Annotated in this window: 27 protein-coding genes; 9 read left to right on the top strand and 18 right to left on the bottom strand. The window is 60.4% G+C overall.

The annotated features are described in order from the left end of the window. Positions 1-70 precede the first annotated feature (70 nt). Positions 71-1,237 (bottom strand): acetyl-CoA C-acetyltransferase, encoded by a 1,167-nt coding sequence (locus ACMG4M_RS02470; protein WP_035246147.1) that lies wholly within the window; start codon positions 1,235-1,237, stop codon positions 71-73. Positions 1,238-1,694: 457 nt separating this feature from the next. Here ACMG4M_RS02470 and ACMG4M_RS02465 point away from each other — a divergent pair, with 457 nt between their 5' ends. Further along, a complete protein-coding gene (locus tag ACMG4M_RS02465; RefSeq protein ID WP_272997753.1) occupies positions 1,695-2,807 on the top strand; it encodes a lipid A deacylase LpxR family protein in 1,113 nt (370 codons plus the stop codon). A gap of 80 nt (positions 2,808-2,887) precedes the next feature. Here the strand turns inward: ACMG4M_RS02465 and ACMG4M_RS02460 are convergent, their stop codons facing one another. The 8 genes from ACMG4M_RS02460 to ACMG4M_RS02425 all read right to left on the bottom strand — a co-directional run bounded on the left by ACMG4M_RS02460 (position 2,888) and on the right by ACMG4M_RS02425 (position 7,010). After that, positions 2,888-3,016 (bottom strand): hypothetical protein, encoded by a 129-nt coding sequence (locus ACMG4M_RS02460; protein WP_269529969.1) that lies wholly within the window; start codon positions 3,014-3,016, stop codon positions 2,888-2,890. A 5-nt stretch (positions 3,017-3,021) separates the two neighbouring features. After that, positions 3,022-3,402, bottom strand: coding sequence for a sirohydrochlorin chelatase (locus tag ACMG4M_RS02455; RefSeq protein ID WP_272962570.1), 381 nt, complete (start codon positions 3,400-3,402; stop codon positions 3,022-3,024). A gap of 211 nt (positions 3,403-3,613) precedes the next feature. Continuing rightward, complete coding sequence (locus tag ACMG4M_RS02450) at positions 3,614-4,546, bottom strand: histone deacetylase (RefSeq protein ID WP_272962569.1); 933 nt, start codon at positions 4,544-4,546, stop codon at positions 3,614-3,616. Between the two features lie 82 nt (positions 4,547-4,628). Continuing rightward, the gene (locus tag ACMG4M_RS02445) at positions 4,629-5,309 is read right to left on the bottom strand and encodes a DUF4336 domain-containing protein (RefSeq protein WP_035246141.1); all 681 of its coding nucleotides are present in this window, start codon (positions 5,307-5,309) and stop codon (positions 4,629-4,631) included. A gap of 53 nt (positions 5,310-5,362) precedes the next feature. Beyond that, positions 5,363-5,587 (bottom strand): DUF3820 family protein, encoded by a 225-nt coding sequence (locus ACMG4M_RS02440; protein ID WP_035246140.1) that lies wholly within the window; start codon positions 5,585-5,587, stop codon positions 5,363-5,365. A gap of 6 nt (positions 5,588-5,593) precedes the next feature. Next, complete coding sequence (locus ACMG4M_RS02435) at positions 5,594-6,043, bottom strand: hypothetical protein (RefSeq protein WP_272962568.1); 450 nt, start codon at positions 6,041-6,043, stop codon at positions 5,594-5,596. Continuing rightward, positions 6,037-6,669, bottom strand: a complete 633-nt coding sequence (locus tag ACMG4M_RS02430) for a cation diffusion facilitator family transporter (protein ID WP_052042555.1) — start codon at positions 6,667-6,669, stop codon at positions 6,037-6,039. The genes ACMG4M_RS02435 and ACMG4M_RS02430 overlap by 7 nt, the downstream gene beginning before the upstream one ends. Then, on the bottom strand, positions 6,669-7,010 hold the full coding sequence (locus ACMG4M_RS02425) for a DUF3703 domain-containing protein (RefSeq protein WP_035246138.1): 342 nt from the start codon (positions 7,008-7,010) through the stop codon (positions 6,669-6,671). Before ACMG4M_RS02425 ends, ACMG4M_RS02430 begins: the two co-directional genes overlap by 1 nt. Before the next feature lie 79 nt (positions 7,011-7,089). Between ACMG4M_RS02425 and ACMG4M_RS02420 the strand changes: the two genes are divergently transcribed. Next, positions 7,090-7,500 carry a MerR family transcriptional regulator gene (locus ACMG4M_RS02420; RefSeq protein ID WP_035246137.1) on the top strand — a complete coding sequence of 137 codons (411 nt, stop codon included), beginning with the start codon at positions 7,090-7,092 and terminating at the stop codon, positions 7,498-7,500. Between the two features lie 396 nt (positions 7,501-7,896). Beyond that, on the top strand, positions 7,897-8,289 hold the full coding sequence (locus tag ACMG4M_RS02415; RefSeq protein WP_035246135.1) for a hypothetical protein: 393 nt from the start codon (positions 7,897-7,899) through the stop codon (positions 8,287-8,289). Positions 8,290-8,435: 146 nt separating this feature from the next. Here ACMG4M_RS02415 and ACMG4M_RS02410 read toward each other — a convergent pair whose 3' ends face one another. The 4 genes from ACMG4M_RS02410 to ACMG4M_RS02395 form a co-directional block, all read right to left on the bottom strand. After that, a complete protein-coding gene (locus tag ACMG4M_RS02410) occupies positions 8,436-9,545 on the bottom strand; it encodes a DUF1513 domain-containing protein (RefSeq protein WP_414430665.1) in 1,110 nt (369 codons plus the stop codon). A gap of 209 nt (positions 9,546-9,754) precedes the next feature. After that, entirely contained in the window at positions 9,755-10,777 is a 1,023-nt protein-coding gene (locus tag ACMG4M_RS02405) for an imelysin family protein (protein WP_414430664.1), read from the bottom strand. A gap of 28 nt (positions 10,778-10,805) precedes the next feature. Beyond that, the gene (locus ACMG4M_RS02400; protein ID WP_035246133.1) at positions 10,806-12,200 is read right to left on the bottom strand and encodes a di-heme oxidoredictase family protein; all 1,395 of its coding nucleotides are present in this window, start codon (positions 12,198-12,200) and stop codon (positions 10,806-10,808) included. A 106-nt stretch (positions 12,201-12,306) separates the two neighbouring features. Next, a complete protein-coding gene (locus tag ACMG4M_RS02395; protein ID WP_414430663.1) occupies positions 12,307-13,587 on the bottom strand; it encodes an imelysin family protein in 1,281 nt (426 codons plus the stop codon). Between the two features lie 262 nt (positions 13,588-13,849). On the opposite strand from ACMG4M_RS02395, the gene nhaD reads away from it, so the two are divergent. Continuing rightward, positions 13,850-15,085, top strand: a complete 1,236-nt coding sequence (gene nhaD / locus ACMG4M_RS02390) for a sodium:proton antiporter NhaD (RefSeq protein ID WP_035246130.1) — start codon at positions 13,850-13,852, stop codon at positions 15,083-15,085. Between the two features lie 222 nt (positions 15,086-15,307). Here the strand turns inward: nhaD and ACMG4M_RS02385 are convergent, their stop codons facing one another. Continuing rightward, entirely contained in the window at positions 15,308-15,844 is a 537-nt protein-coding gene (locus ACMG4M_RS02385; protein WP_035246129.1) for a hypothetical protein, read from the bottom strand. Between the two features lie 170 nt (positions 15,845-16,014). Next, complete coding sequence (locus tag ACMG4M_RS02380; RefSeq protein WP_232222023.1) at positions 16,015-16,296, bottom strand: hypothetical protein; 282 nt, start codon at positions 16,294-16,296, stop codon at positions 16,015-16,017. A 200-nt stretch (positions 16,297-16,496) separates the two neighbouring features. Here ACMG4M_RS02380 and ACMG4M_RS02375 point away from each other — a divergent pair, with 200 nt between their 5' ends. Continuing rightward, the gene (locus ACMG4M_RS02375; protein WP_035246126.1) at positions 16,497-16,814 is read left to right on the top strand and encodes a hypothetical protein; all 318 of its coding nucleotides are present in this window, start codon (positions 16,497-16,499) and stop codon (positions 16,812-16,814) included. Positions 16,815-16,838: 24 nt separating this feature from the next. On the opposite strand, the gene ACMG4M_RS02370 is transcribed toward ACMG4M_RS02375, so the two are convergent. Further along, positions 16,839-17,048 carry a hypothetical protein gene (locus ACMG4M_RS02370; protein WP_035246124.1) on the bottom strand — a complete coding sequence of 70 codons (210 nt, stop codon included), beginning with the start codon at positions 17,046-17,048 and terminating at the stop codon, positions 16,839-16,841. Between the two features lie 215 nt (positions 17,049-17,263). Between ACMG4M_RS02370 and ACMG4M_RS02365 the strand changes: the two genes are divergently transcribed. The 4 genes from ACMG4M_RS02365 to ACMG4M_RS02350 are packed head-to-tail and all read left to right on the top strand — an operon-like array spanning position 17,264 to position 21,714. Next, positions 17,264-18,040: a DUF3348 family protein gene (locus ACMG4M_RS02365; protein ID WP_052042553.1), complete on the top strand. Its 777-nt coding sequence runs from the start codon at positions 17,264-17,266 to the stop codon at positions 18,038-18,040. Further along, complete coding sequence (locus ACMG4M_RS02360) at positions 18,037-20,301, top strand: DUF802 domain-containing protein (RefSeq protein ID WP_414430662.1); 2,265 nt, start codon at positions 18,037-18,039, stop codon at positions 20,299-20,301. The genes ACMG4M_RS02365 and ACMG4M_RS02360 overlap by 4 nt, the downstream gene beginning before the upstream one ends. After that, positions 20,301-20,972 (top strand): OmpA family protein, encoded by a 672-nt coding sequence (locus ACMG4M_RS02355; RefSeq protein ID WP_272997207.1) that lies wholly within the window; start codon positions 20,301-20,303, stop codon positions 20,970-20,972. The genes ACMG4M_RS02360 and ACMG4M_RS02355 overlap by 1 nt, the downstream gene beginning before the upstream one ends. Beyond that, complete coding sequence (locus tag ACMG4M_RS02350) at positions 20,965-21,714, top strand: DUF2894 domain-containing protein (RefSeq protein WP_414430661.1); 750 nt, start codon at positions 20,965-20,967, stop codon at positions 21,712-21,714. The genes ACMG4M_RS02355 and ACMG4M_RS02350 overlap by 8 nt, the downstream gene beginning before the upstream one ends. A 125-nt stretch (positions 21,715-21,839) precedes the next feature. Here the strand turns inward: ACMG4M_RS02350 and ACMG4M_RS02345 are convergent, their stop codons facing one another. Together ACMG4M_RS02345 and ACMG4M_RS02340 are read right to left on the bottom strand one after the other, a co-directional pair. Continuing rightward, entirely contained in the window at positions 21,840-23,891 is a 2,052-nt protein-coding gene (locus ACMG4M_RS02345) for a BCCT family transporter (RefSeq protein ID WP_414430660.1), read from the bottom strand. A 238-nt stretch (positions 23,892-24,129) separates the two neighbouring features. Beyond that, a complete protein-coding gene (locus ACMG4M_RS02340) occupies positions 24,130-24,603 on the bottom strand; it encodes a hypothetical protein (RefSeq protein ID WP_414430659.1) in 474 nt (157 codons plus the stop codon). Between the last annotated feature and the right edge of the window lie 31 nt (positions 24,604-24,634).

Here is a 24,634-nt window from a genome sequence, read left to right as displayed (position 1 = left end):
CCCAACGTTTCATCGCTGGCGCCACACCAACCCCGCGTTGCCACTTTCAACTTGAAACTTGCAAGGACGCTTACAAGATTTCGATGATGGTCGCGTTAGCAGTGCCCAGTCCTTCGCAGATAGCCAGCAGACCGTACTTGCCACCGCGACGCTTGAGCTCGTAAACCAGGGTTCCCATCAACTTGGTGCCGGTGGCACCCAGCGGATGCCCCAGCGCCTGGGCACCGCCGTTGACATTGAGCTTCTCGTAGTCGGCACCCACCGCCTTCATCCATGCCAACGGCACGGAACCAAACGCTTCGTTCACTTCATACAGATCGATATCACCAATGGTCATACCCGCCTGCTTGAGGACTTTTTCGGTGGCCGGAATCGGCCCTTCCAGCACCATGGTCGGATCGGACCCCACCACCGCCATGGCATGAATGCGGGCCAGTGGCGTGAGACCGTATTCTTTCACTGCCTTTTCGCTGGCAATCATCACCGCAGAAGCGCCATCGGTAATCTGGCTGGCATTCGCGGCACTGATATGGCCGCCTTCCTGCAGCGGCTGCAGGGCCTTGATCGCATCCAGCTCCGCTTCCCAGCGAATCCCCTCATCGACGATGTGCTCGTCGCTGCTGCCATCTTCCAGGGTAATCGGCACCGGAATGATTTCCTCATTGAAGCGGCCGGCTTCGGTAGCCGCGGCACCCCGCTTGTGAGAGTCGTAGGCGAACTGGTCCAGCTCGGCCTTGCTCACGCCGTACTTCTCCGCCATGCGCTCGGCGCCGATAAACTGGCTGAAGTTTTCACCGGGATAGCGCTTGCTGATTTCACCAGTAAACGGGTTGCCCATTTCCTTGACGGCGGTTACCGGAGCACCGATAGGCACCTGGCTCATGGACTCCACGCCGCCGGCGATGACCAGATCCTGGGTGCCACTCATCACCGCCTGGGCAGCGAAATGAATAGCCTGCTGGGAGGAGCCGCACTGGCGGTCGATGGTGACACCGGGTACGGATTCCGGCAGACAGGAGCTGAGAATGGAGGTACGTGCCACATTGAAGGTCTGCGGCCCGATCTGGCTCACGCAACCAAAAATCACGTCGTCCACCTTCTCCGGCGCCACACCGATACGGCCTACCACCGCATCAATCACCCGGCCACCCATATCCGCCGGATGTACCTTGCTCAGCCGACCATTCTTCTTGCCTCCGGCGGTACGCACCGCCGCTACGATATATGCCTCTGCCACCTTGCCTCTCCTCACACGTCGTTGACTGGTGAAAACTCGATAATGACCTTGAGGCTACGCTTGAGGCAGGGAACGGCTCAATGACAGAAAACAACGCGGCAAGCAGCCATTCGGTCACCGCTATGTCAGCGCAGGGCCGCCATACAGACGGTAAAGTTCGAAAAAATCGATTAAATCGCCCAGCCAGTTCCGCTGTTTCATCAAACTGTTCCAGCTCATCCTTGTCATCACTATTCTGACGCTCACATTCGCTGAACCGTCACCGCTGGCATAACGACAACTCTCTGCAGAAACAGGCAATAACCGTCCAGCAACCCAATACCGCTACTGCACGCGCCGGCACTACTGTACGCGCAGCAAACGTAACACGGAGGCGCACTGCACCTCCGCAGTTGGACACGGAGCCATGAAACACACAGAGAGACAGACAGCTGTTGCCAATTCCCATGGGACGGCCATGACCGGGCTGCTTGTGATCCTTCTCGCCAGCCTGGCAGTGCCCGGCACCAGCAGCGGGGCCACCAATGTCGATACCGTGCAGCTGGCCCGGGCCGGCGACCCGGCATTCGAAGAGCAGCGCCCACGTCGCCCCCGCACCAACCCGGCACAGGAGCGGGAAACCGGCAGCTGGTCCCTGACCCTGGATAACGATCTGCTGGTCCCGGGCAGCCGGGATCAGGACTACACCTATGGCATCAGTGTCGCCGCCACCGGTACCCGTGCCCGGGACTTTGCCCTGTCACTGAATACTCCGCTGACCTGGATCGACCGGTTGACCGGGGTGGAGGGCATCACCAACAGCAATGTCCGGGGCCATAGCTTCGAGGCCGGCATCTTCGGGTTCACCCCGGAAGACAAGGAAGCCGAGGCCCCGTTGTATGACGACCGCCCCTACGCCAGCCTGCTGTATGTCTCCAGCAGCCGGGTACAGGTAGACCCGGCCAAGCAAGTGGCCTGGCACAGCTCACTGACAGTCGGCGCCATGGGTCTGGACCTGGCCGGTGATATCCAGAACGGGGTCCACAAGGTGATTGGTAGTGACCGGGCGGAGGGCTGGGAGCATCAGGTCAGCGACGGCGGCGAACCCACCTTCCGCTATGCCGTGGCCCGGCAGAAAATCCTGCCCGTTTCCACCGACAACCTGGAAGTGAAGAGCACCGTGGAAGGCTCGCTGGGCTACCTCACCGAAGCACGCTGGAGCCTGAGCTTTCGCGCCGGACGTCTGCATACACCCTGGTGGCAGACCAGCCCGGAACTGGCGCACTACGGTGAACGCAACAACGCCACCGCCATGAGCCAGGATCATGAGCATTACCTGTGGGGCGGCATCGCTCTGGTGGGCCGAGCCTACAACGCCTTTCTGCAAGGCCAGTTCCGTGACAGCGAAGTGAGCTACGACAGTAACGAGCTGAACCATGGCGTGGCCGAAGCCTGGCTCGGTTATACCTGGGCTTTCAGCGACGGCTACCGGCTCAGCTATGTGCTGCGCGGTCACACTTCCGAACTGAAAGACGGCGTGGGCGATCGCAATGTGTTGTGGGGCGGACTGGTGTTTGCCAAGACTTTCTAGGGCCGATTCAGACCACATCCATTCACTGTTCCGGCGTTGCTCGAAAACAAAGGACGGCGGTCACCTCCATACCGAATCTTTTACTTTGCAAGCAACGCTGCAACGGCGGCCCAGGATTTCAACGCTTCCGCGTAGGAGACCGTATCCGAGGATTCCCAGGCAAACAGCGTATCAATCTCTCTGGCGAATACTGTGCCGTCCATGGCCATGCCAGCTAGTCCTGTTCCCCGATATGCTTGAGCACCAGCGCCGCCAGACCGTTGGCATTGCCAAAATAATCCAGCAACTCAATGGTGAGATCGGGAAACCGTTGTCGGGCATCTTCCACCTGGGCCGGGATGTCCTTGCCCACGTGTTTTCCCTTGTTGAAAAACAACGGATACAGCTGCACACGGGTAACCGGCTGGTGCTCCAGTTGCTGAATCGCCTCCACCAGGGAAGGCTGCGCCAGCTCGAGGAAACAGGGCAGCACCGCCACGTATTCCTCGCCCGCCCCATGGGCGGATTCCGCCACGGTTTCCACCAGGGCACGGAATTCATCGTTGGCAGTGTCACTACGGCTGCCATGGGCCATGATTAGCAGGGCTTTGGACATGGGGGCTCTCCCTCATCAATCTTTCTGTAGGAGCGTCGCTGACGGCGCGATAACCCACGTAAATCAAAAGCAATTTCACCACAGAGGGCACAGAGCACACAGAGAAAACCCATTCTTTTCCTCAGTGATCTCTGTGCCCTCTGTGGTAAATACCGATTTTCAGGTTTTGGGTTTATGCACTTCGCTCACCCTTTGGGCCGCACTGCTTGCGTTACTCCGCTTCGCTGCGCTCCGACAGTGGCTTCGTAGCCAGTTCGTGACTGGTTTCGACGACGATCCCATGCCGCCTTGCCAGCGCGTCCCGGTCATCATCGTAGCCGCCACCGATCACCGTGGCCACCGCTATTCCCCGCCGGCGGCAGCGCTCGATCACGCCCCGCTCACGGTCGGCAATGCCCTGCTCGGAAACACACAGCCGCCCCAGTGGGTCATGCTCGAAAATATCGACACCGGCATCATAAAGCACCAGTTGCGGGCGCACGGTATCGAGCAGGTTTTCCAGGGTTTCGAACACCGTATCCAGATAATCCCGGTCAGTCATACCCAGCGGCAAGCCCACATCCAGATCGCTTTTCTGCTTGCGCACCGGAAAGTTTTTTTCGCAATGAAGGGAACAGGTAAAGGCCCGCGGCTCATCCGCGAGCATGGCGGCGGTGCCATCGCCCTGATGCACATCGCAATCGAAAACCAGCAGACGCTCCACGGCGCCGCTGGCCAGTAACTGTTTCGCGGCGAACGCCAGATCATTGAAGATACAGAAGCCGGAACCGAAATCGTAATGGGCGTGATGGGTACCACCGGCCAGATGGCAGGCCAGGCCCTGTCTCAGGGCAAGCTGCGCCGTAAGCAGGGTTCCCATGGGGGCAATGCAGGTGCGCTTCACCAGCCCCTCGCTCCACGGCAACCCCAGGCGACGCCGGGCCTTGTGATCCAGGGTGCCAGCAACGATGTCCGAGACATACTGCGGACAATGGGCCTGGCCCAACAGGGCCGCCTTGGCCCGGCCCGGACGAAATTCGTTGTCGCCGTGGGCTATCCCCAGCCCCCGCAAGTGCCCATGCAGCCGGCCGAACTTTTCCATGGGGAAACGGTGTTCGCCGGGAAAGGGAAAGCTGTAATCGGGGTGGTAGACCAGGGGCAGCACGGCAGACCATAAGGTGAAAAACAGTTACCACATTGTGGCGGCCGATGCTTCCCGGAGCAACGACTCCGGCCTGCCTGGCCCCTTAAAACAACCACTCCAGACCATGCCGCGCCTGGTTACGGGCATTTTCGGTAATCACCTCGCCGTGGGCCAGGCTGAGTTTTTCGAAGGGCCATTCCAGAATGCGGGTGATGCTGGCGCGGGCCTTTCTGCGGTTCAGATACACCAGCCGCAGGATCGGGTGCCAGCCGGGCTTTTGCCACAGACCACCCAGCTTCAGATACCAGCGGGTAAAGCCATGGTCACACTGGCGGAAGTTTTCGATCAGATCGGCGGCGATCAGGGTACGGCTGGCGGGATGATAGAACACCGTCTCTTGCAACATGGAGCCTTCGATAAAGACCAGCTCGAAATCGTCCCCCCAATCCGGGTGCGGGGTTTCCGACAGGGTGGCATCCAGGGTCAGATCCTTGCGCTTGCCCGCCAGTTTGGCCGGGCCATGCAAAAGCGCATCCGGGTAACGCTGTTTTACCTCGGCGGCAAACACATGGTGGAACAGATTCGGGCAGACGATATGTTTCACCTCACCCAGTGCCGCCAACTCGGCTGCCAGATCCTCATCCACCGGTACCGGCGAATGCAGTAACAGACCGCCGCTGGACAGCTTCACCACCGTCATGCGGGACCCCACATGCAGGCCCATGAAGGCGTGAGGGACGGCGACGTGCCAGATGGTGTCGGTAAGCGATTGAAGCTGGCTCATGGTGTGATCCTTCCGTGTCTCTGAACCATCAAGACTAAAGGCCAAACACGCGGCTATCCATGGCTTTGTCGTAACGGCTCCAGCAGCTTTTCAGTGCCGTCCATTTTCAACATCAGCGCCAGCGCCATCAGCCGGCCCAGCTCGCCGTTGGGGAAACCCTTACTGGCAAACCACAGCAGGTAGGGTTCAGGCAGGTCGATCAACACCCGCCCCTGATACTTGCCGAACGGCATGGTGCGTTCGATCAGGGCTTTCAGATCTTCCTGTTTGAAATCCATAGAGACTCAGCGGTAACGGCGACGCAGGCGGCGGTGACGATGGCCAAAAAAGGCGCGAATAATCGCCGACGTGACTGTCGGCAATACCCGCGGCTCGAACACCAGGGTGTCGAGAAGCCTACAGCCAGTGTCGCTATCCTCCAAGCGTCTTTCATGACGCCAAGCTCGCATACCAGTCATGGGCGAGGCCTCCACGAAGCCTTCTCCGGGAGTGAGGGACAGCAACGTCAGGTCCGAATACCCTATCGGCAGCCAGCCAAACAGTTTGATGGAACTACGAAACAGCGGCTTACCCGGCGTCAGTGGCACGTCCTGCAATCCCTGGACACCCGCCGGAGCCCCCATGGTCAGCCAGGGTCGCATTTCCTGGTTGATGCCTTCCATGGCAGTCATTGCCTGCCACAGAGCAGCCCGGCTCACCGGCAACGCACTGGAAAATTCCAGTCTGATCAACATGACTCCTTTTCCTCTGCACATTGCTGGCCGCCCTGTTCATCGCGTACCTGACGCAGAATCGACAGGGCGCTGTGGGTAAACAGGCCGGCAATCGCCAGCGCCACCAGCAGGTCCGGCCAGCGGCTGCCCAGCCAGAGCACCAGGCTGCCGGACACCAGCACCGCCAGATTGGCCAGCGCATCATTGCGCGAACACAGCCAGGCGGAACGGATATTGGCGTCCCCTTGCCGATGACGCAGCAGCAACAGGGCACTGACCACATTGGCAACCAGCGCCAGCCCGGCCACCCCCATCATCATCTCTCCCTGGGGAGCGCTGCCCTGCCACAGGGCCCAGACACTGTTGGCCAGCACCACCACGCCCATGATCAGCAGGGAGAACCCCTTGATGCGGGCGGCCCGCAGCCGCCAGGCCAGGGACTGGCCCAGCGCCCACAGGGTCAGGCCATAGGTGGCCGTATCGCCGAGGAAATCCAGCGCATCCGCCTGCAGGGCGCGGGAGTCCGCCAGCACCCCGGAGGTCGCCTCCACCACAAACATCACCGCATTGATCAGCAGCACCAGCCACAGCACCCGGCGGTATGCCGGCGCCGGGCTGGCCTGGATATCGGTATCGCAACAGCCCATCAGTCAGTCTCCATCAGTTCACGCAGGTCATCGGCAATCGGCATGGGTTGTAGCGGGTTGACGTTGGCGCCGCCGGTATTACCCAGGGGCACCCACAGCCGCGACAACAGCATGGCCGCCAGCAGGCGCAACAACTGACCACGCACTTCGCGGGCATCCAGGCGCTGCCACCCCACTTTCAGCATCCACCAGTGGCTCTGCACATGGGGGGTGACCCGGGTCTGGCCCAGCACGTGGGCTCGCTCCAGCAGCGCGAACGCCTGCTCCCAGCGGCGTTGGCGGTAAGCCAGACGCGCCTCGCTCATCGCTGTCCCGAAGGCCTGTCGCTGTCGCTCATTCATGAAAAGCTCCTTGAACCCATACCGTTATGTCACCATTAAAAAAGCTATAGTGACTACAGGTTCAAGCCCCGGAGGCGCCATGAGCACCCTTTTTTCTATCGGCACCCTGAGCAAGGCCGCCGGCTGCAAGGTGGAAACCATCCGCTACTACGAAAAGATCGGCCTGATGCCCGAACCCGCCCGCAGCGAAGGCGGCCAGCGACGCTATCACCGCAAGCACCGCGAACGGCTGCAGTTCATTCGCCACAGCCGGGAGCTGGGCTTCACCCTGGATGATATTCGTGAACTGCTGGCCATGAGCGAGCAACATGGCCACGCCGACAGCATCGCCCGCCGCCACCGGACTGCCGTGCAAAACCGCATCCGCTCGCTGACGGCATTACGCGATGAACTGGACCGGATGATCGAAGAGTGCGAACAGGGGCATACCGGCGAGTGCCGAGTCATCGAGGTACTCAGCGATCACCAGGAATGCAGCGGCGATCACTGAGGCTTTTTTGCCGTTTACCCCATATGGGGGAAGCTCATTTCTGCCCAGTTTCTACAATGAAGGAGCCTCTGGAGAGCTTCTTGCGTATTCAGCGTGGCCTGAAGGGTGCAGCTGTTGTGTTTTGTCGCGACGGACAGGGTGGCCCCCTTTCCTAGCGACAAAGCGCAGCGGATGTGCCCTTCAGGCCGCGCCCTCCGGGTCTTCCAGGCTGGCCCGCACTCGTTCGATGGGTGGACACACACCTTCGATATTGCGCCCCTCTTTACCTTGGCAGAGAGGGCGAGCCAGCCTGAAAGACTGAGCATGCAAGAAGCTCTTCAGAGGCTCCTTAATGGAACGACGATTCCCGGTTGAGGACACACCGGGCCAAACCGATGGACAGAAAAGGGGAAGATCATGAAATGGACCTTTGGCATTGCCGCACTGCTCGCCTCGCAATTTGCCGTAGCCGACTATTATTCCAGCCTTGACGACGACACCTGCTGGGATGGCCGCAACAGCCGCGGCGGCCCCTGCATGGAAGTGCACGACACAAAATGGAGCCAGTACACCGAGGGACGCTTTACCGTCACCTTCCGCAACACCTGCAACAACCGTATTTATGCCCGTTTCTGCAATGAGCGCGATAACGGTTCCGAAGATTGCGGCGCTTCCGGCATTTCAGCAGGCAACACCAAGAGCTGGTCTACCAGCAACGCCAATGGCCGCTATACCTATAACTGGATCGGGGTAGAAAAAGGCTCCAAGGACTGGGTCTGCTCCGGCAAGGTATCCAACTGGCACGATTGAAACAGACGATAGAACTTCGCCTTGCGAGCAAGGCTCCAACGGGGCACGGATGCTGGTCAGAAACCCGCTGTTGGAGCGTTGCTCGCAAAACGAAGAGTTTTACTCCCCTCCCGCCATCAATCTCTCTTGCTTGCTGAAGAAACCGATCACCCTAGCCAGAGATGGTTATCCCACCAGCCATCAGGCAGTGTCAGCCAGTGGCTTTGCACTGCACCGCCGGTGCAGTCGAAGTAACGGCATTTGCCCTGCCCGGAAGTCACCGCGAAACCACCGGGTACTGCACCAACTCCAGCACAGTCCGGCATGGGCGCATCCACCACGGTGGCGGCACTATCCAGATCCCAGATGAAAAAACGGTTGCCGCGCGGGGCGGTCATTGCCACTAGTCTTTTTTCGCTGTGGATGGCAATGCTGGCGGTGTACTGGTTCATTATCGCCAGTTGCGATTCACTCACCGGGAAAGGGTGATATGCCTCACCGGGGCGCTTGATGGCCAGTAATGGCACCTTGTCCCAGGCCGGGCCGTGGTATTGCTGGCCGGTGATCACGGTGCCGTCACTGGCCACGGCCAGATGCCGAATACTGTTTTTCTGCTGCGGCAGGGTTTCTTTACTGAGCAGCTCACCCTGGCGATCCATGATCACCAGGCTCGGCGCCATGGCCGGTAAATTCATTTCCTTCCGGCTGCCGCCTTCGGTACGAATACCGCCGTTACCAATCACCAGGGATTCGCCGTCCGGCAACCAGGCAAGTTGATGCGGGCCCACACCATGGCTGGACACCTCGCCGTCATGGATTAGCTGCAGACGCGTGCTATCCAGCCGATAGCGGCCCAGCACGCCGCGTCCCGGTTCACGGGTATCGTTTTCCGTGGCGTAAAGCCACCGGCCACTGTTGTGGAAGACAGCGTGACCGTAGAAATGCCGTTGCGGCTGGCTGTGCAGGGTCTGCAGAAGAGTGCCGTCACGCAGATCGACCAGGTAGCTTTCCCGGGACGGACGACGCCCCACAAACAAGGCAAGAGGCAGGAAAGGATGCCCGCAAATGTCGTGGCAACGCTCCGTCACCGGAGTCGCAAAAGCGCGCCGACCATCAAGAAAATAACCGACCGCATAATGCTGGCCAGCATCATCATTGCGGGCGGACAATAGCAGCGGCGATTGGCCTCGCCCGGACCAGACGGTCCAGCCGCCCAGGGCGGCGGTGCCGGCTACCGCCGCACCAACGCCCAGTAATTGTCGTCGTGTCAGTGGCATAACGGACTTCCCCAAAAATTGCTAAATCCTGCTGAAGAAGCACCCTTTGAGGTGCAAACCGCGCATCAGCGCGGCGGGAGCAATGCATGTTTACTGCAATGATGTCCGGGCGGCCTTATCCGTCTCTGAAACACCTGATCGCCCTGCGGACGATTTCCGCTGACGCGGTTCGCACCTCAAGCGGTGCTCCTACGCGGCTTCGTAGAAATCTAGTCGCCGTCGTTGGCGTTGAAGCCGATCTGGATGCCCAGGTGCCGGGCCAGATCGTCTTGCTGCAGCGTTTCCATGGCATCCAGGTTCTGATACAGCGACTGCAACTGCGCCTGGCGGGTCGGGTCCTGCACCAGTTCCATCAACGGCGCCGGCAAGGCTTCCAACTGGTCACGGATTGTCTTGTAGGCCTGGTCGATATCAGCCACCAGTCCGGCATCCCCTACCAGGGAACGGACCCGCTCCCACACCGCCTGGGCGCCCGCCAGGGAGGCCTGCAGGTTTTCCGTGGAATGACGGCTGCGCCAGGCTTCCGCCTGATAGGGTTGCGGCACGCCGCTGTTGAGCCGGCCCATGGGCGTACCCAGCTTTTTCTTCAGGGTATCAACACCGGTGACCTGAACACGCAGGATGCCACCCAGAGCCTCATCCGCATTGGCGTAACGCGCATTGGGGAAGCTCGTGAGCTTATCCAGCATTCCTTCGGGCTGCTGCCATAGGGCAAGCACCTGATCAGACAAGGTCAACTGGTGACGGGCAATGCCCGTCAGCAACGGGCAGTAGCGGTCTGGGTTTTCAGTGACAGCCGTCTGCTCATCGAAGAGCACATATTCAAACGCCGTCAGCCCCTGTACCACCACACTGGCACCTTCCAGTTGCGGCTGAGTCAGATCGGCAAATTCATCCAGCAAGTCCTCGGTCTGGCGCGCCACCATATTTCGCTTGTCCGGCCAGAACTGGACCTGCCAGCTACGATTGCCCTCGGACAATGGCCCGACCATCAAAGGCTGCAGGCGGGACCAGGCAGACTGGCTCTGGTGGAATGCCTGCTTCAGGCTGGCCAGTTCCTGATCGCCACTGCACCAGGCCCGGGTGCTGTCCAGCAGGGTCATGTTGCGACTTTGCCACTGTTGGTGCGCAGGCAGCAGCACCTGATCGGCCAGTTGCGTGGTGACCTGCTGGCGCGGATCACTGCAGGCAGCCAGCATCAGGGTGGTAATCAGCACTATCAGGCGTTGCATGGAAACCTCAGAATGAAAGCCAACAGGGTTACAGCGAATTCAGGAAAGCCAACAGCGCAGCGCGCTGCTCGGCGTCGAAGATGAGCACCGTGTCCCGGGAGCCGGCGGCTTCGCCACCGTGCCAGAGAATCGCTTCCATCAGGTTACGGGCCCGACCGTCGTGGAGGAACTGGGTGTGCCCGTTCACCGCCTCAGTAAGGCCAATGCCCCATAGCGGCGGGGTACGCCATTCCTGCCCATTGGCCAGGAATTCCGGACGCCCATCGGCCAGACCCGGGCCGACATCATGAAGCAACAGGTCGGTATAGGGGCGGATGGTCTGGTTGGCCAGCTCCGGTTCTGCCGCATCGGCGCCGGTGGTAAAGCTGGGCACATGGCAGCCCTGACAGTTGGCCTGGTGGAATAACGATTTGCCTTTCAGTACCTGCGGGTCATCCACATTACGGCGGGCCGGGACCGCCAGATTGCGGGTATAAAACAGCACGCTGTCCATGATGCTGTCGCTGACTTCCACCTCGCCACCATTGGGCATAGCCAGGCAATCGGTCTGGCTGGGCGCGCAGGAATCCGTCGTTACCAGGTGACTATTGAGCCCCATGTCGTTGGCAAAGGCTTCCGCATTCTGCTGTCGCAGGCTGGGCTGACCGGCCTTCCAGCCGAACCGGCCCATGGCCGTGGTGCCAGTGGCACGATCCCAGACCCGGTTGACCCGGCCGCTGATGCCATCATCGTCCTCGTCATGGGGATCGGCATGGGCCAACAGATCGGCTTCGGGAATGGCTTCCAGAAAGCCAAGGCCGATCATCGGCGGCGCAACGCGGGCGGAGTACAAGGTAGCGGGGTGCATGTCCCCATAGGCCAGATCGGAAAACTCCAGGCGCGGTTTGCGCAGTTCTACCTGGTGACCATCGGCAAACGTCATGGTCTGCAGCTCATAGGTGACCCGCACCCGACCTTCCGGTGACACCCCGGGGATGGCCGCATCCTGGAATTGGCCCCCGTAGTTGGGCTCTGGCACCAGACCGCTGCGGGTCAGGTCGTCGGTCGCGCTGGCAGGTACCGACAGACGCACCAGCATGGACACCGCCTGCTTGGCGTCCGGGGCCGGCGGATGGCCGCGACCATCCTTGATATGACAGTTCTGGCAGGCGTTGGTGTTGAACAGTGGGCCCAGGCCGTCCCGGGCATCGGTGGACGCCGGGGCAATCACCCAGGGATTGCGAAAGAAACTATTACCGACACTGAAATCCAGCCGCCGCGACGGCGACAGGTTGGCCAGCGGCAGGGAAAAAGCGTTCTGGTCGGTCTTGGTAACCGTGCCTTCGCCGGCCGACAGGTGCTCGCCGGGCTCCGCTTCGGTAAAGCTCGGGCCCTGGTCGCAGGCGGTCAGCAGAATGGCCAGAGTCAGCAGGAGATAACGCAAGGTATGAATATCCTTCTATCTTGATAGCGCAGCCACAGGGGCCACGCATGCAGGCTCAGCAAGGGCAGCAACCCTTCGCTGCCCTGTCACTGTTAATCACGATTTTTCAGAAACTATGGTTGGCGGTGTCCGGATTCAGGGCCTGGATATCCAGTACCAGGGCCGCCTTTTCGATGCGGGTGGTCTGTTCCACCAGGGCATCAATGGCCCCGTTCACCGTGGCAGCACCCTCGGCATTGCCCGGCGCGATCAGTTGATCGAAATGCACGCCGCTGGCGGCACTGTCGACTAGCGTCTGCAAGGCCGCCTCGCTGGCATTCAGGTCGGCTTTCAGTGCCTCGTCCAGCTGCGGTTCGCTGGCAGCCACCAGATCACTGAGGGACGGGCCGCTGACGGTTTCACCGTTTACCCGCTGGTACTCCCCCAGATAGACATTCTCGATACCCTTGCCGTTATAGAAATGGGAAAAGTGAGTGTTGTCACTGAAGCAATCATGCTCGTCTTCCGGCGAATGGGCGGCCAGGGCCACCTTCATGCGCTCACCGGCCAGCTCGCCCAGGGACAGGCTGCCCATACCGAACAACATCTTGCGCAGGCCGTTTTCCACACTGTCTGCCGCCAGGTCGGCGCGATAGTTGTCCTGGTCCGGCTGCCATTCAGCCACCATGGCTTCCAGATCACTGATCAACAGATCGGTCACCACGGTCAGGTAGTCGCGACGACGGTCGTTGTGGCCACCGGTGGCAGCCTCACCGGTAGCAAAATCCGTGGCCGGGCGTTCGCCGGCACCAGCATCGGTGCCATTCAGGTCCTGCCCCCAGAGCAGAAATTCGATGGCGTGATAGCCGGTGGCCACATTCACCTCGGACCCGCCCAGCTCGTTCAGGCTGGCCAGCAGATCGGCATCCAGCTCACTCAGATCCAGCTGCTGTTCGCCAATCTTCAATGACTGACTGGCAATGATATTGGCTCGGGCGCCCGGGTTACCCATCACCGCCTGATAATCGTCGGCCACGTAATCAATCAGGCCTTCATCCAGCGGCCAGGCATTCACCTGCCCCTCCCATTCATCCACCACGGCATTGCCGAAACGAAAGACTTCCGTCTGCATGTAGGGTACCCGGGCATCGCGCCAGGCCTGACGGGCTGCAGCAAGAGTCTCTGCATTGGGTTGCGCCAGCAGGGCATCAATCTGCCCACGCAATTCGCGAGCCTCGCTCAGGGCATCGCTGTAGGCAGCCAGCGCCAGGTCGGCATAGTGATTGATCACCAGCCGGGCACGGGCCTCGTCGTAGGCCGGTGCTGGCGTGGCAGCGGGTTCATCACTGCAGGCAGAGAGCAGCAGAGAGGCCAGCAACAGGCCCCCGGTAGAGACGCGGGACAGCATGGAATTCCTCGAATATCGTGTAACGGCAAGTGAACAGGCACCAGTCACAGGGGCACCCAAAAACTTCAAGACACAATAATGCGAATTATTCGCATTAATTTAAAGGGGCAAGGCAGCAAATTTGCTCTTTCATGGGGATTTTTTTCAGGCCCGGGGCGTTCACAGTAAATAAAGCGGGACTAGTGGTGAACCCAGTTCACAAAAGGCCTAGAATACCGCCGCCCTCACCCTCAACACCTCCCTGCCGTGAGAGAGGCCCGTCATGAGCACCGTTTTACTGATTTTGGTAGCACTGGGTTTTCTGTCCATCGTCGTCGAAGACATGGTCCACATCGACAAGGCCAAGACCACCCTGTTCTTCGGCTCCCTGGCCTGGCTGCTGTATTTTATCGCCCCGCCGGCCCATCTGAGCCACGACATCCTGATGGAACGGCTGGACGAAAACCTGCTGGATATCGCCACCCTGTGGCTGTTCCTGATGGCCGCCATGACCTTTGTGGCGTACCTGTCCGGCAAGGGCATTATCGACAGCATCGTCAACCGCCTGCTACCCACTCGCATCAGCGAACGCAAGCTGATGCTGCTCACCGGTCTGTTCGCGTTCCTGTTCTCCTCCCTGGCTGACAACATCACCGCCACCCTGGTGTGTATTGCCGTGCTGACGAACCTGAAGCTACCGGCGGAAAAGCTGCTGCGCTATGTGGTCCTGGTGGTGTTCTCGGTGAACGCAGGCGGTACTGCGCTGATCACCGGCGACGTGACCACGCTGATGATCTTTCTGGCGGACAAGGTGGAAATCCCCGACCTTCTCCTGCTCAGCCTGCCCGCCGCCGGCGCGGTTGCCGTACTGGCCGGCATGCTGTCGCTGGGGCTCAGCGGCGAGGTACAGATCCAGAAACAGGAAACCGTGATTGATCGAGGCGACAAGGTCATCGCGATACTGTTCTTCGCCACCATCCTCGGCACTATCGGTGCCAATGTGGCCTTTGGCATTCCGCCGGTGCTGTGCTTCCTGTTCGGGCTGTCACTGATGTTTCTGGTAGTGCAGTTCCTCAACAAGGACGAACCGGTGCTGGAATACATCCGCAAGATCGAGTTCGACACCCTGCTGTTTTTCCTCGGGGTACTACTGCTGGTGGGGATGCTCAAGGAGCTGGGCATGCTGGCCTACTTCCCGGCCCTGTACGATGTGATGCCCCCGGTAGCCGCCAACTTCCTGGTGGGGATCGCCTCGGCCCTGTTCGACAACGTGCCACTGACCGCGGCCCTGCTCAATTCCGGTATCGACATGACCCTGCCGGAATGGCTGTCACTGACCTATTCGGTGGGCGTGGGCGGCTCCCTGCTGATCATCGGCTCCGCCGCCGGGGTGATCGCCATGAGCAAGGTGGAAGTGCTGACCTTCGTCAGCTACCTGCGCTATTTCCTCTACCTGTTGGTGGCCTACAGCGTGGGCTTTGTGGCGGTGCTGGGGCTGGGGCAGTTGCTGGTGATGTAGGGGAGTCGATTTTTACCACAGAGGGCACAGAGCTCACTGAGGAAAAACCATCACCTTTGCTTTTGTATAGGGTGGATTAGCCGCAGGCGTAATCCACAAGAAACGCGCAATCCGTGGGTAACGCCTGCGGCTAACCCACCCTACATATACCCCGGAGAAACGGTTTTCCTCAGTGAGCTCTGTGCCCTCGGTGGTGAAAAAACGCTTTTGTCTTTAAGGCCTTTAACTCCAAACCCCGTCCAGCTTGAGCTGGTTTTTCAGTTTTCGCCAACGGGGTTCCGCCACCTGCGGGCGGGGCTTGAGCAACCGCAGTGGCAGCCATTGCTGCTGCGGTAGCTTATCCGCCCATTGCTCACCGGGCAGCATGGCATCCACTTCATAGCGCAAGCCCTGATGGTGATATTCGAAGGTCATCAGCCACAAAGTTTCTTCCCCGTCTTCGGGCTGGTTATATTGCTGAACCCCCACCACCCGGCCATCGATATTAATGCCGTATTCTTTCAACAGGGCACGCTCGTAGTAATAACCCACGCTGCTGTAAGTGGTAACAAACGCCATGATCAACACGCCGAAGCCGATCAACGCAAACAACGACGCAAACAGCAACAACCCCCAGTCTCCCGGGGAGTGCGCCCACACCAGCAGGCCCACACCCACGGACGCGAATGTCAGCCCCATAAAAAAGAGAATGCAGAAAAAACCCAGATGTTTGCGCAGGGATTGCAGCAGCAGCACGCCACTAAGTGGTTTGAGAGTCATCACAACACCGTCCGTCCATGGAGGGCGCAAGAATAGCGGGGAACATCAGCCAGCAAAAGTCAAAGGTTCAGTCCTTCACCTCCGGCTAATCACCTGCCCACAACAGCGAGTGAAAAGATTCCTGTGGCACGCCGGGCAAGCACGGCAGTAGCAAAACAGCAATCCGGCAATCAGTTAGCGCCGTAAAGATCCTTGTCCAGATCCATCAGGTCGCGATCCAGTTGCTGCCAGTTGCCCTGGCCATCCGCATCCATGTCGGCCAGTTCATGGTATTCATCAATGCGCTGCTGCAAATCGGTGAGCACATCCTGCAGGGCCAGCTGGTGACGTTCCGCTTCGGTACTGGAATCACCACTGGAACCGACGCCCCGGGCCTCCAGTTGCTCCAGTTCTGTTTCCAGTTCATCCAGCTTGCCCTTGATATCGGCCAGCATCTGTTTTGCATTTTCCACGGTATGACTCCTTGCAAGTCTCTGCATGAATCCGCTTCCAGATTGGCCCCATTGTTCCGCCCTGGTCAAGGCGATGCGTGGTAACGGTTTATTACGTCGGACAATCGGTCACCCAGGCCGCCTGAAATCTGGCCGTAACCCGTGGATTCCGTTACATTGCCAAGAGCATTCCACTCACCCATGGGCGTTGCGGACCAATAATGAAGAAAAACGTTGAACGGGCAGAACTGCTCAAAGACATGATTCAGGAAGCCATTGAAGACGGCGCCACCACCGTGGAAGAGGTGCACCAGCACATCGCCGGGCTGCCCTTCGACGCGCTGGAAAAGCTTGGACTGTTCGAAGAAAAGGCCGGCAACCTGAGAGACAAACAGCGTAAAACCATCGGCTTGGTATACGACACCATTCGCAAGGTCAATCAGGAAGTCGGCTCGCTGATTTCCGAACAATTTGCCGCCCTGGAAGACGCCCGCACCGCCTCGCGCAACATGGACAGCATCGACCCGCAGGACGACTGACATCGTCCTGTCTCAGGGTTGCAACTAACCGCTGCAGTACTCGTCAAAGGCCGCCTGGCTTCGCTCAAAGCCCTGCTCTTGTGCCAACTCCCAGGGCCGTTCACAGCTGTCGTTGGCCGGGCACCACTGATACCCCGCAGACCCCAGGCAGCCATATTTGTCCCGGTCGCTACCCGGCATGGGCTGGCAACCGGCGAGAAACAGCATCGCCGCTATTATCAGTGTTTTTTCCATGTCCGGTTTCTCCTGTAGCCGACAGGCTCCGATAGCGAATTGCTCCCCCCTTTCACCCTGCGGGCAGCTCGCCACGGAACCTGAACCTATTTCACCACCCCAACCCCGCCATCGCCAGCAGCGCGCAACCGACAGACGCATTATCATCCCCGCCCTTTCCCGATTAGAATGGCCGGCTCGCTCCAGAACGCCCTGCAGCATGGATAACCAAGAGTATGCATAGGACGCACACACCCGCACCATCCGGCCCCGCCAGCAGCCGTCTGGTGACGCTGCTGACGCAGCTGGATCGCAAGGCAGCCAGGGATAGCCACGGAGACTTTGCCGAGCGCCTGGGACGGCTGTTCGATCTGTCCGATGCCATCTCTCTGGACGGCGCCAATCAATACCGCCCCAAAGGTCCCTTCGAGGCCAGGCCGGACGCCACCGAACGCCTGCAGGCGGACCTGCTGAAGACCCGCGACACCCTGCTGGCCCACCTGAGCCGAAGCTTTGCCGGAGAGAAGGCGGCCTCGGTGATCCCCCTGCCGCCGCTCAAGGACGACGCCCAGACCGACAAGCGCCCCACCTTTGGCGCCTACGAACGCTTTTATCAGGCCCACCAACGGCAGATGATTGCCGGGCTCAGTAACCTGCGCCAGCGGTCCCGTCGTATCCTCATCGGCCACAGCCAGGCCATGGCCCGGCTGGCGGAACTGGATGCGGTGTTTGAACAAAGCCTGAGCGGCTACGTGCGCCACTGCTTCGGCGCCCTGCCCGGCTTTCTGGAAAAACGCTATCGCACCCTCTGGGACACCCGTGATCCCTTTCATACCGTCGAGGACTGGCTCGCCCCACAGGGGTGGCTGAGCCAGTTCCGGCGTGAACTGCAACTGCTGTTACTTGCCGAGCTGGACGCCCGCCAGGAACCCATACTCGGCCTGCTGGACGCCCTTGTCGCCGATGCGACGGGCAACCAGTCCACCCATAACGAGGTAAGCAAGACCGTATGAGACGCTTTCTTTTTGCTGTCCCCTTTCTCCTCGGCGCCATTGCCGTGGTCTGGATCGCCGCCACCTTTCTGAGCAACCCGGTGGCCCTGACCGTGACCCTGATCATCGCCGCCGCCTATACCCTGGGCTTTGCCGAGTTGGTGCGCTTTCGCCGCACCACCGCCACCCTGGACCGGCAGCTCGATGACCTGCCGGAAAGCCGCGATGGCCTGACTCACTGGCTCAAGGCCCTGCCCGGCAGCCTGCGCCACGCGGTACACCGCCGCATCGATGGCCACCCGGCGCCCCTGCCCGGCCCCCAGCTGACCCCCTACCTCACCGGCCTGCTGGTGATGCTGGGCCTGCTGGGCACCTTCGTGGGCATGATCGTCACCCTGCAAGGGGCCGCCACCGCCCTGGATGGCAGCAGCGAACTCACCGCCATCCGCAGCGCCCTGGCCGCCCCCATCGCCGGGCTCAGCCTGGCCTTCGGCACCTCCATTGCCGGTGTGGCCGCCTCTGCCATGCTGGGCCTCAGCGCCGCCCTGTGCCGCCGCGACCGCATGACCGTATCGCGCAAGCTGGACGACCGGGTGGACCTGGAACTGCATGCCTTCTCCCTGGATCACCAGCGCCAGTCCGCCTACACCGCCCTGCAGGATCAATCCCGCATCTTCCCGGAGCTGGTCAGCGCCCTGCAGGGGCTCACCGGGCGCATGGAACAGATGGGCGAACAGCTCAGCGAGTCCCTGACCCGCAACCAGCAGGATTTCCACCACACTCTCACCGACCAGTACCGCACCCTGGCGGATTCCGTCAGCCAGTCGCTGAAGGAAACCCTGGCGGACAGCAGCCGCCTGGCGGTGGAAAACATCCAGCCGATCATGAAGCAATCCCTGGCCGACCTGAGCCAGCAGGTGCAGGGCACCCACGAAACGCTCAACGCCATCACCGAAAAGCAGCTTGCCACCCTCACCGAGCGGTTCCGCGAGACCACGGAATCCGCTGCCCAACACTGGCAGCAGGGGCTTGAGCAGCATCAGCAGACCAGCGCCCGCCTGGTCAGCGATATCAGCACCTCCCTGGCCGCTCATCACGATCAGTTCCGCGACAACAGCAGCCAGCTGCTCGAACAGATGCGCAGCACCCAGGCAGAGCTGGGCAACGCCAGCGAACAGCAACTAGCCGCCATCGCCGAGCAATTCCGCAGCGCCAGCGAGCAGGCTCTGCAACAGTGGCAACAGGGCCTGGCCGAGCAGAAAGACACCGGCCACAGCCTGCTGCAGGAAGTGCGCGATACCCAGCAGCAGCTGGCCCGCACCAGCGAAGAGCAGCTCAGCGCTGTCACCGGCCAGTTCCGTGAGGTCAGCGACCAGGCCGCCGCCCAGTGGCGCGACGGTATCGACGCACAACAGGCCTCCGGCACCACCCTGATCAGCGAACTGCGCAGCGCCCTGAGCGAGCACAACAGCCAGTTCCAGGACAGCGCCACCGGCCTGCTGGACGGCCAGAAAACCGGCCTGGAGACCCTGGTAGCCACCGTGCGCGAGGAACTGATTGCCCTGCGTGACGCAGAAGCCGGCCGCAGCGAGGCCGCCAGTGAGCGGCTGGCACAGCTGGAAGGTACCGTCAGCGAGCACCTGGGCCGACTGGGCACCGCCCTGGAAGCGCCCATGACCCGCCTGATCGAGACTGCTTCGGAAACCCCGAAAGCGGCGGCGGAAGTGATTAGCCGCCTGCGCGAGGAAATGACCCGCAGCAGCGAACGGGACAACGAACTGCTGGAAGAGCGCCGCCGCATCATGGCCGAGCTGGACACCCTGCTCAGCGGCCAGCGCGATGCTGCTGGCGCCCAACGGGATGCCATCGAAACCCTGATCACCACCGCCAGCGACACCCTGACCCAGGTCAGCGATACCTTCGCCCAACAGGTCAGCGCCCAGAGCGAGCAGCTCGACCAGGTGGCCGGCGATGTGTCCGGTAGCGCCGCTGAAGTGGCCAGCCTCAGCGATGCCTTCGCCACCGCCGTGCAGGTGTTCAGCGACGCCAACGACAAGCTGCTGGACAACCTGCAACAGGTGGAAAGCCGTCTGGAGCAGTCCTCCGCCCGGGCCGACGAACAGCTCAACTACTACGTGGAGCAGGCCCGCGAGGTAATCGAACTGAGCATGGCCTCGCAGAAGGAAGTGATCGACGCCCTCGGTACGCTCAATAACGCCAACAGCGGCGCCAACGGCAGCGACACCCACAGCGAAGAACGCCCGACCAGCGAGGTCAACTGATGGACGATCTTCACGACAGCGACAGCTCATCCGTCTGGGCCATCTTCTCGGACCTGATGGCTGCCCTGGTGGGCATTCTGGTGCTGGTGCTGGTGTGGGTCATCGGCATTCAGCTAGAGCTGAGCCAGTCACTGGAAGAGGAAAAGGCCCGGCGGGTGGCCGAAGAGCAGCGCCGCCAGGCCCTGGAAGAGGCGCTGGCCGATCCCCTGGCCAGTGGCCGGGTCACCTTCCGCGATGGCCGCATCGGCATCAGCGGCAGCGTGTTGTTCCAGCTCAACTCGGACCAGCTACAGCCGGAGGGCGAGGAACTGCTGCGCGATCTGGCCAAGCCGCTGCAGGTGTTTCTGGATCAGCATGACGAACTACTGATGGTCAGCGGCTTCACCGATGATCTGCCGATCCAGCGCGGCAACCGCCGCTACCAGGACAACTGGGGCCTGTCTGCCCAGCGGGCGCTCACCGTAACGCGCACCCTGATCAACCAGGGCATGCCCGCTGACCAGGTGTTCGCCGCCGCCTTCGGCCCCCACCAGCCGGTGGTGCCCAACGACAGCGATACCACCCGGGCCCAGAACCGCCGGGTAGAACTGACCACCGTGCCCCGCCAGGGCGCCAAGGTCAGTACCGCCCAGCATGCCAGCCAGGCAGAAGGAGCCGACGGCAATGGCTGATGTTCCTAGCCTCAACACTCCCTCGCTCAGTGCCATGACCGAACAGCTGGCGAGCCTGCGCGATCAGGGCGCAGCCCGCTTTGCCCCGGTTCGCTTTCGCTACCTGGAAGCCCAGGCCGAGCGTCTTGGCACCCTGACACGTGTCAGCCCCACGCCGCTGACACGGCTGGCCACAGCGCTGGAAGAGTTTCAGCAAGCGTTTCAGGCCGAGAGTGCCCGGGTGGATGCGCAACTGGCCGAGGAGGCGCTGAGTGAGCCCGTGGCCGCCATGCGGGAGAAAGGGGATCTGAAAGCACTGCTGCGCCATCTGCGCGCCCGTCAACGGCAGCAAGACCCTTCTGCGTTTGCCGCCCTGCACGCCTGCTATGCCAACCAGACACCCCAGGAAGACGACGACCACAGAGACCCGATGACCGCCCTGCTACGCCAGCAGGAACAAAGCGTACTGGCCCGGCACGGCATCACTACTCCGGCAACGCCGACAGACAATAGCGGCCCACGGGAGCTGAAAGCCCTGCGTCAGGTCCGCGCCACACAGCAAAGTCAGCGCAAACGCCAACGCATCGCTCAGGCTATCCATCAGACCCCCAGCGACGCCGGCCCGCTCAATTCCCACCGTCTGGTCACAAGCGCCCTGGAAACCCTGCGCGATCTTTCCCCCGCCTACCTGGATCACCTGGTCACCCAGGTGGATACCCTGATGTGGCTGGAGAAACTGGCCAAGCAGCGGCGTCCCTCCTGACAGCCGCTCACGCGTCTATTCAAACCACCGTAGGAGCCATGCTCGCATGGCGAACCCGAACACCTTTCGCCATGCAAGCATAGCCCCTACAAAACTGCCGGCCTTCTTTACCGACAGTATCAGACTTACCGATCTTCTTTCCCTTCATCCTCCGGCGGATGCAGCAGGTCATCGTGCTCACCCATTTCCCAGGGCAGTTTGCCCGGAGTGAGATCCAGGAAATGCAGGTAGTTTTCGAACTGGTCGAGAATATCGCGAATGATGTCATCCTCGTCATAACCGAACACATCATAGGAACGGCCACCGCGACGCAGGAACACTTCCGCCCGGTAATAGTTTTCCTCTTTCATCACCGTGGAAGCGCCCCCCGCCGTTACGAAGCCGGGCACCGGCTGGCTGACCAGGCGGATGTCATAGACAAAGCCCACATGCCCTTCACGTTCCACCTGCAGTTCGGCACGGATCAGGCTCTCATCGAACACCACCCTGGCATCCCAGCCGGACTCCTTCATCTCTTTGACCACCTTTTCCATGCTCTGCATGGCTTTACCGCGAATGAAGCTTTCCACATTGTCGCGGCCAGGGAAGTCCATCATGCCTTTCAGACGATGGCGCCACTGGGAACCGGTCAGGTGACGGCGCGTCGCCATATGCATTTGCAAGCTGGTTTCGCGATGCCCCTCAATCACCAACGCCCGCCACATGCCCACGGCCGCCAGAATAATAATGATGGCAAAGGGCAAGGCGCTGGCAATGGTCATGGTCTGCAGCGCCTGCAAGCCACCAGCCAGCAACAACACCGACGCAATGGTCCCCTCCAGCACCGCCCAGAAAATCCGCTGCCAGGCCGGGGTATTCAGCACCCCGCCGGAAGCCAGCGAGTCCACCACCAGGGAGCCGGAATCCGAAGACGTCACAAAGAAGGTGATAATCAACAGCACCGCCAGAAAGGAAATAAACGACGACAATGGCAGTTCATCAAACAACTTGAACAACGCCACCGCCTTGTCGGTCTGTACATCACCAACCAGCGTACTCACGCCTTCGTTCATGATCATGTTCAGCGCAGTATCACCAAACACGGAGAACCACAGGAAGGTGAACAAAGACGGCACCAGCATCACCCCCACCACAAACTCGCGGATGGTACGGCCACGGCTGATCTTGGCAATAAACAGCCCGACAAAGGGCGCCCAGGCGATGGTCCAGCCGAAAATAAACAGGGTCCAGTTACCGATCCAGTCGCTGTGGGTATAGGCCTGCAGATTGAAGGTGCGTTCGACAATGCCGCTTAAATAGCTACCCGTGTTCTGCAGAAAACTTTCCAGGATATGAATGGTCGGCCCGACCACAAACACAAACGCCATCAGCGCCACGGCCAGCACCATGTTAAGAATCGACAGGCGCTTCACACCCTTGTCCATCCCGGCCACCACCGACACGGTGGCCAGAGCGGTAACAATGGCAATGGCGGTAATCTGCACCCAGGTGGCCACCGGCACACCCCACAGATAATTCAGCCCCGCGTTGATCTGTGCGGCGGACAAACCCAGGGTGGTGGCAATACCGAACATGGTGCCAAGAATCGCGAACACATCGATGGCATGACCGATCGGCCCGTAAATTCGTTCACCAATCAGCGGGTAAAACGCCGACCGCATGGACAACGGCAAACCATGGCGAAAGGCAAAATAGGCCATCACCAGACCCACCAGGCCGTAAATCGCCCAGATATGAAAACCCCAGTGGAAAAAGGCAATCTGCATGGCCTGCTTGGCCGCATCCACCGTTTCTGCCGCCCCGGCCGGGGGCTCCGCATAATGCAGCACGGGCTCCGCCACCCCGAAGAACAGCAAGGCGATGCCATAACCGGCGGAAAACAGCATGGCGAACCATTCCGGGAATGAATATTCCGCCTCGCAATGATCCGGCCCCAACTTGATATTGCCCCAGCGAGTCATCGCCACACCGACAATAAAGATCAGGAACAGCGCTACCGACAGCATGTAAAACCAGCCGAAATTCGAGGTGATCCAGGCTTGCGCCGTGTTAAAGGCTTCGCCAGCCCGTTCCGGGTCGCTGATGGTGCCGATAATCAGCAGAAGCGATACCACCACAGCCGGAATAAAAACCGGTAGCAGAATCGTCGAGGTGGGGAGGGTGCGTTTTTCCGTCATAGCATTTCATCCATGATGACAGGGTTGGCGACTGGAGAATGCCGGTAGCAACTCTCCGTAACTGACAACGGCCTCATGCTAGCAAAGATGGGCCCAACGGTTTTTTAAATCCTGTTATTTATTAATCCGGAATGACATTGCCTTTACTGCAGGAGCGGCGCTCCTGCGGCAAGCATGAACCATGATCCGATATGATGAATCACAGGTTTGATACTAAACCGGAGCAGGAAACGTTCATTTATCCTTCACGCAATAACCGACGTAACCGATAACAACGTACCAGAAAAGCCAACGCCAACAACAGTAGCGAGCCGGACCAGATCGCAAACACCCAGCGAATCCCTGTAGCAGTAACAGTCAGCGATACATCAGAAGGGGTAACAAAAAACGCGAAGGCATAAAAACACGCATGCAGGGAGCAGGCGTAAAGCAGCAGATTCCATCCTGACCAGGGATGCGGCCCCAGCGAAGAGAAGCGCCACAACCCCCATAAAAAAATCAGGTTATACCCGGGCATCAGAAGAGCAAGAAGACCCAGCATCTCACCAAGACTATCCACATAATCCGGCGTCAGGTTGGCGAGCATCACCACGCTGCCCATCATCGACACAACGAACACCCCGACACCGGCAAACCAGGTGCCATCGATGGGAGCAATGGCGCACACCAGCCAGGCGACTATTGCCAGCCGGAACAACAGGACATCCATCATCCGCGTGTTCTTCGCAGCGTCATGGGACGTC

This window comes from Alcanivorax sp. IL3 (assembly GCF_047495465.1).
GTDB classification, from domain to species: Bacteria; Pseudomonadota; Gammaproteobacteria; order Pseudomonadales; family Alcanivoracaceae; genus Alcanivorax; species Alcanivorax jadensis.
The sequence above is the reverse complement of the archived record's forward strand: the minus strand, read 5'-3'. Positions and strand labels throughout refer to the sequence as shown.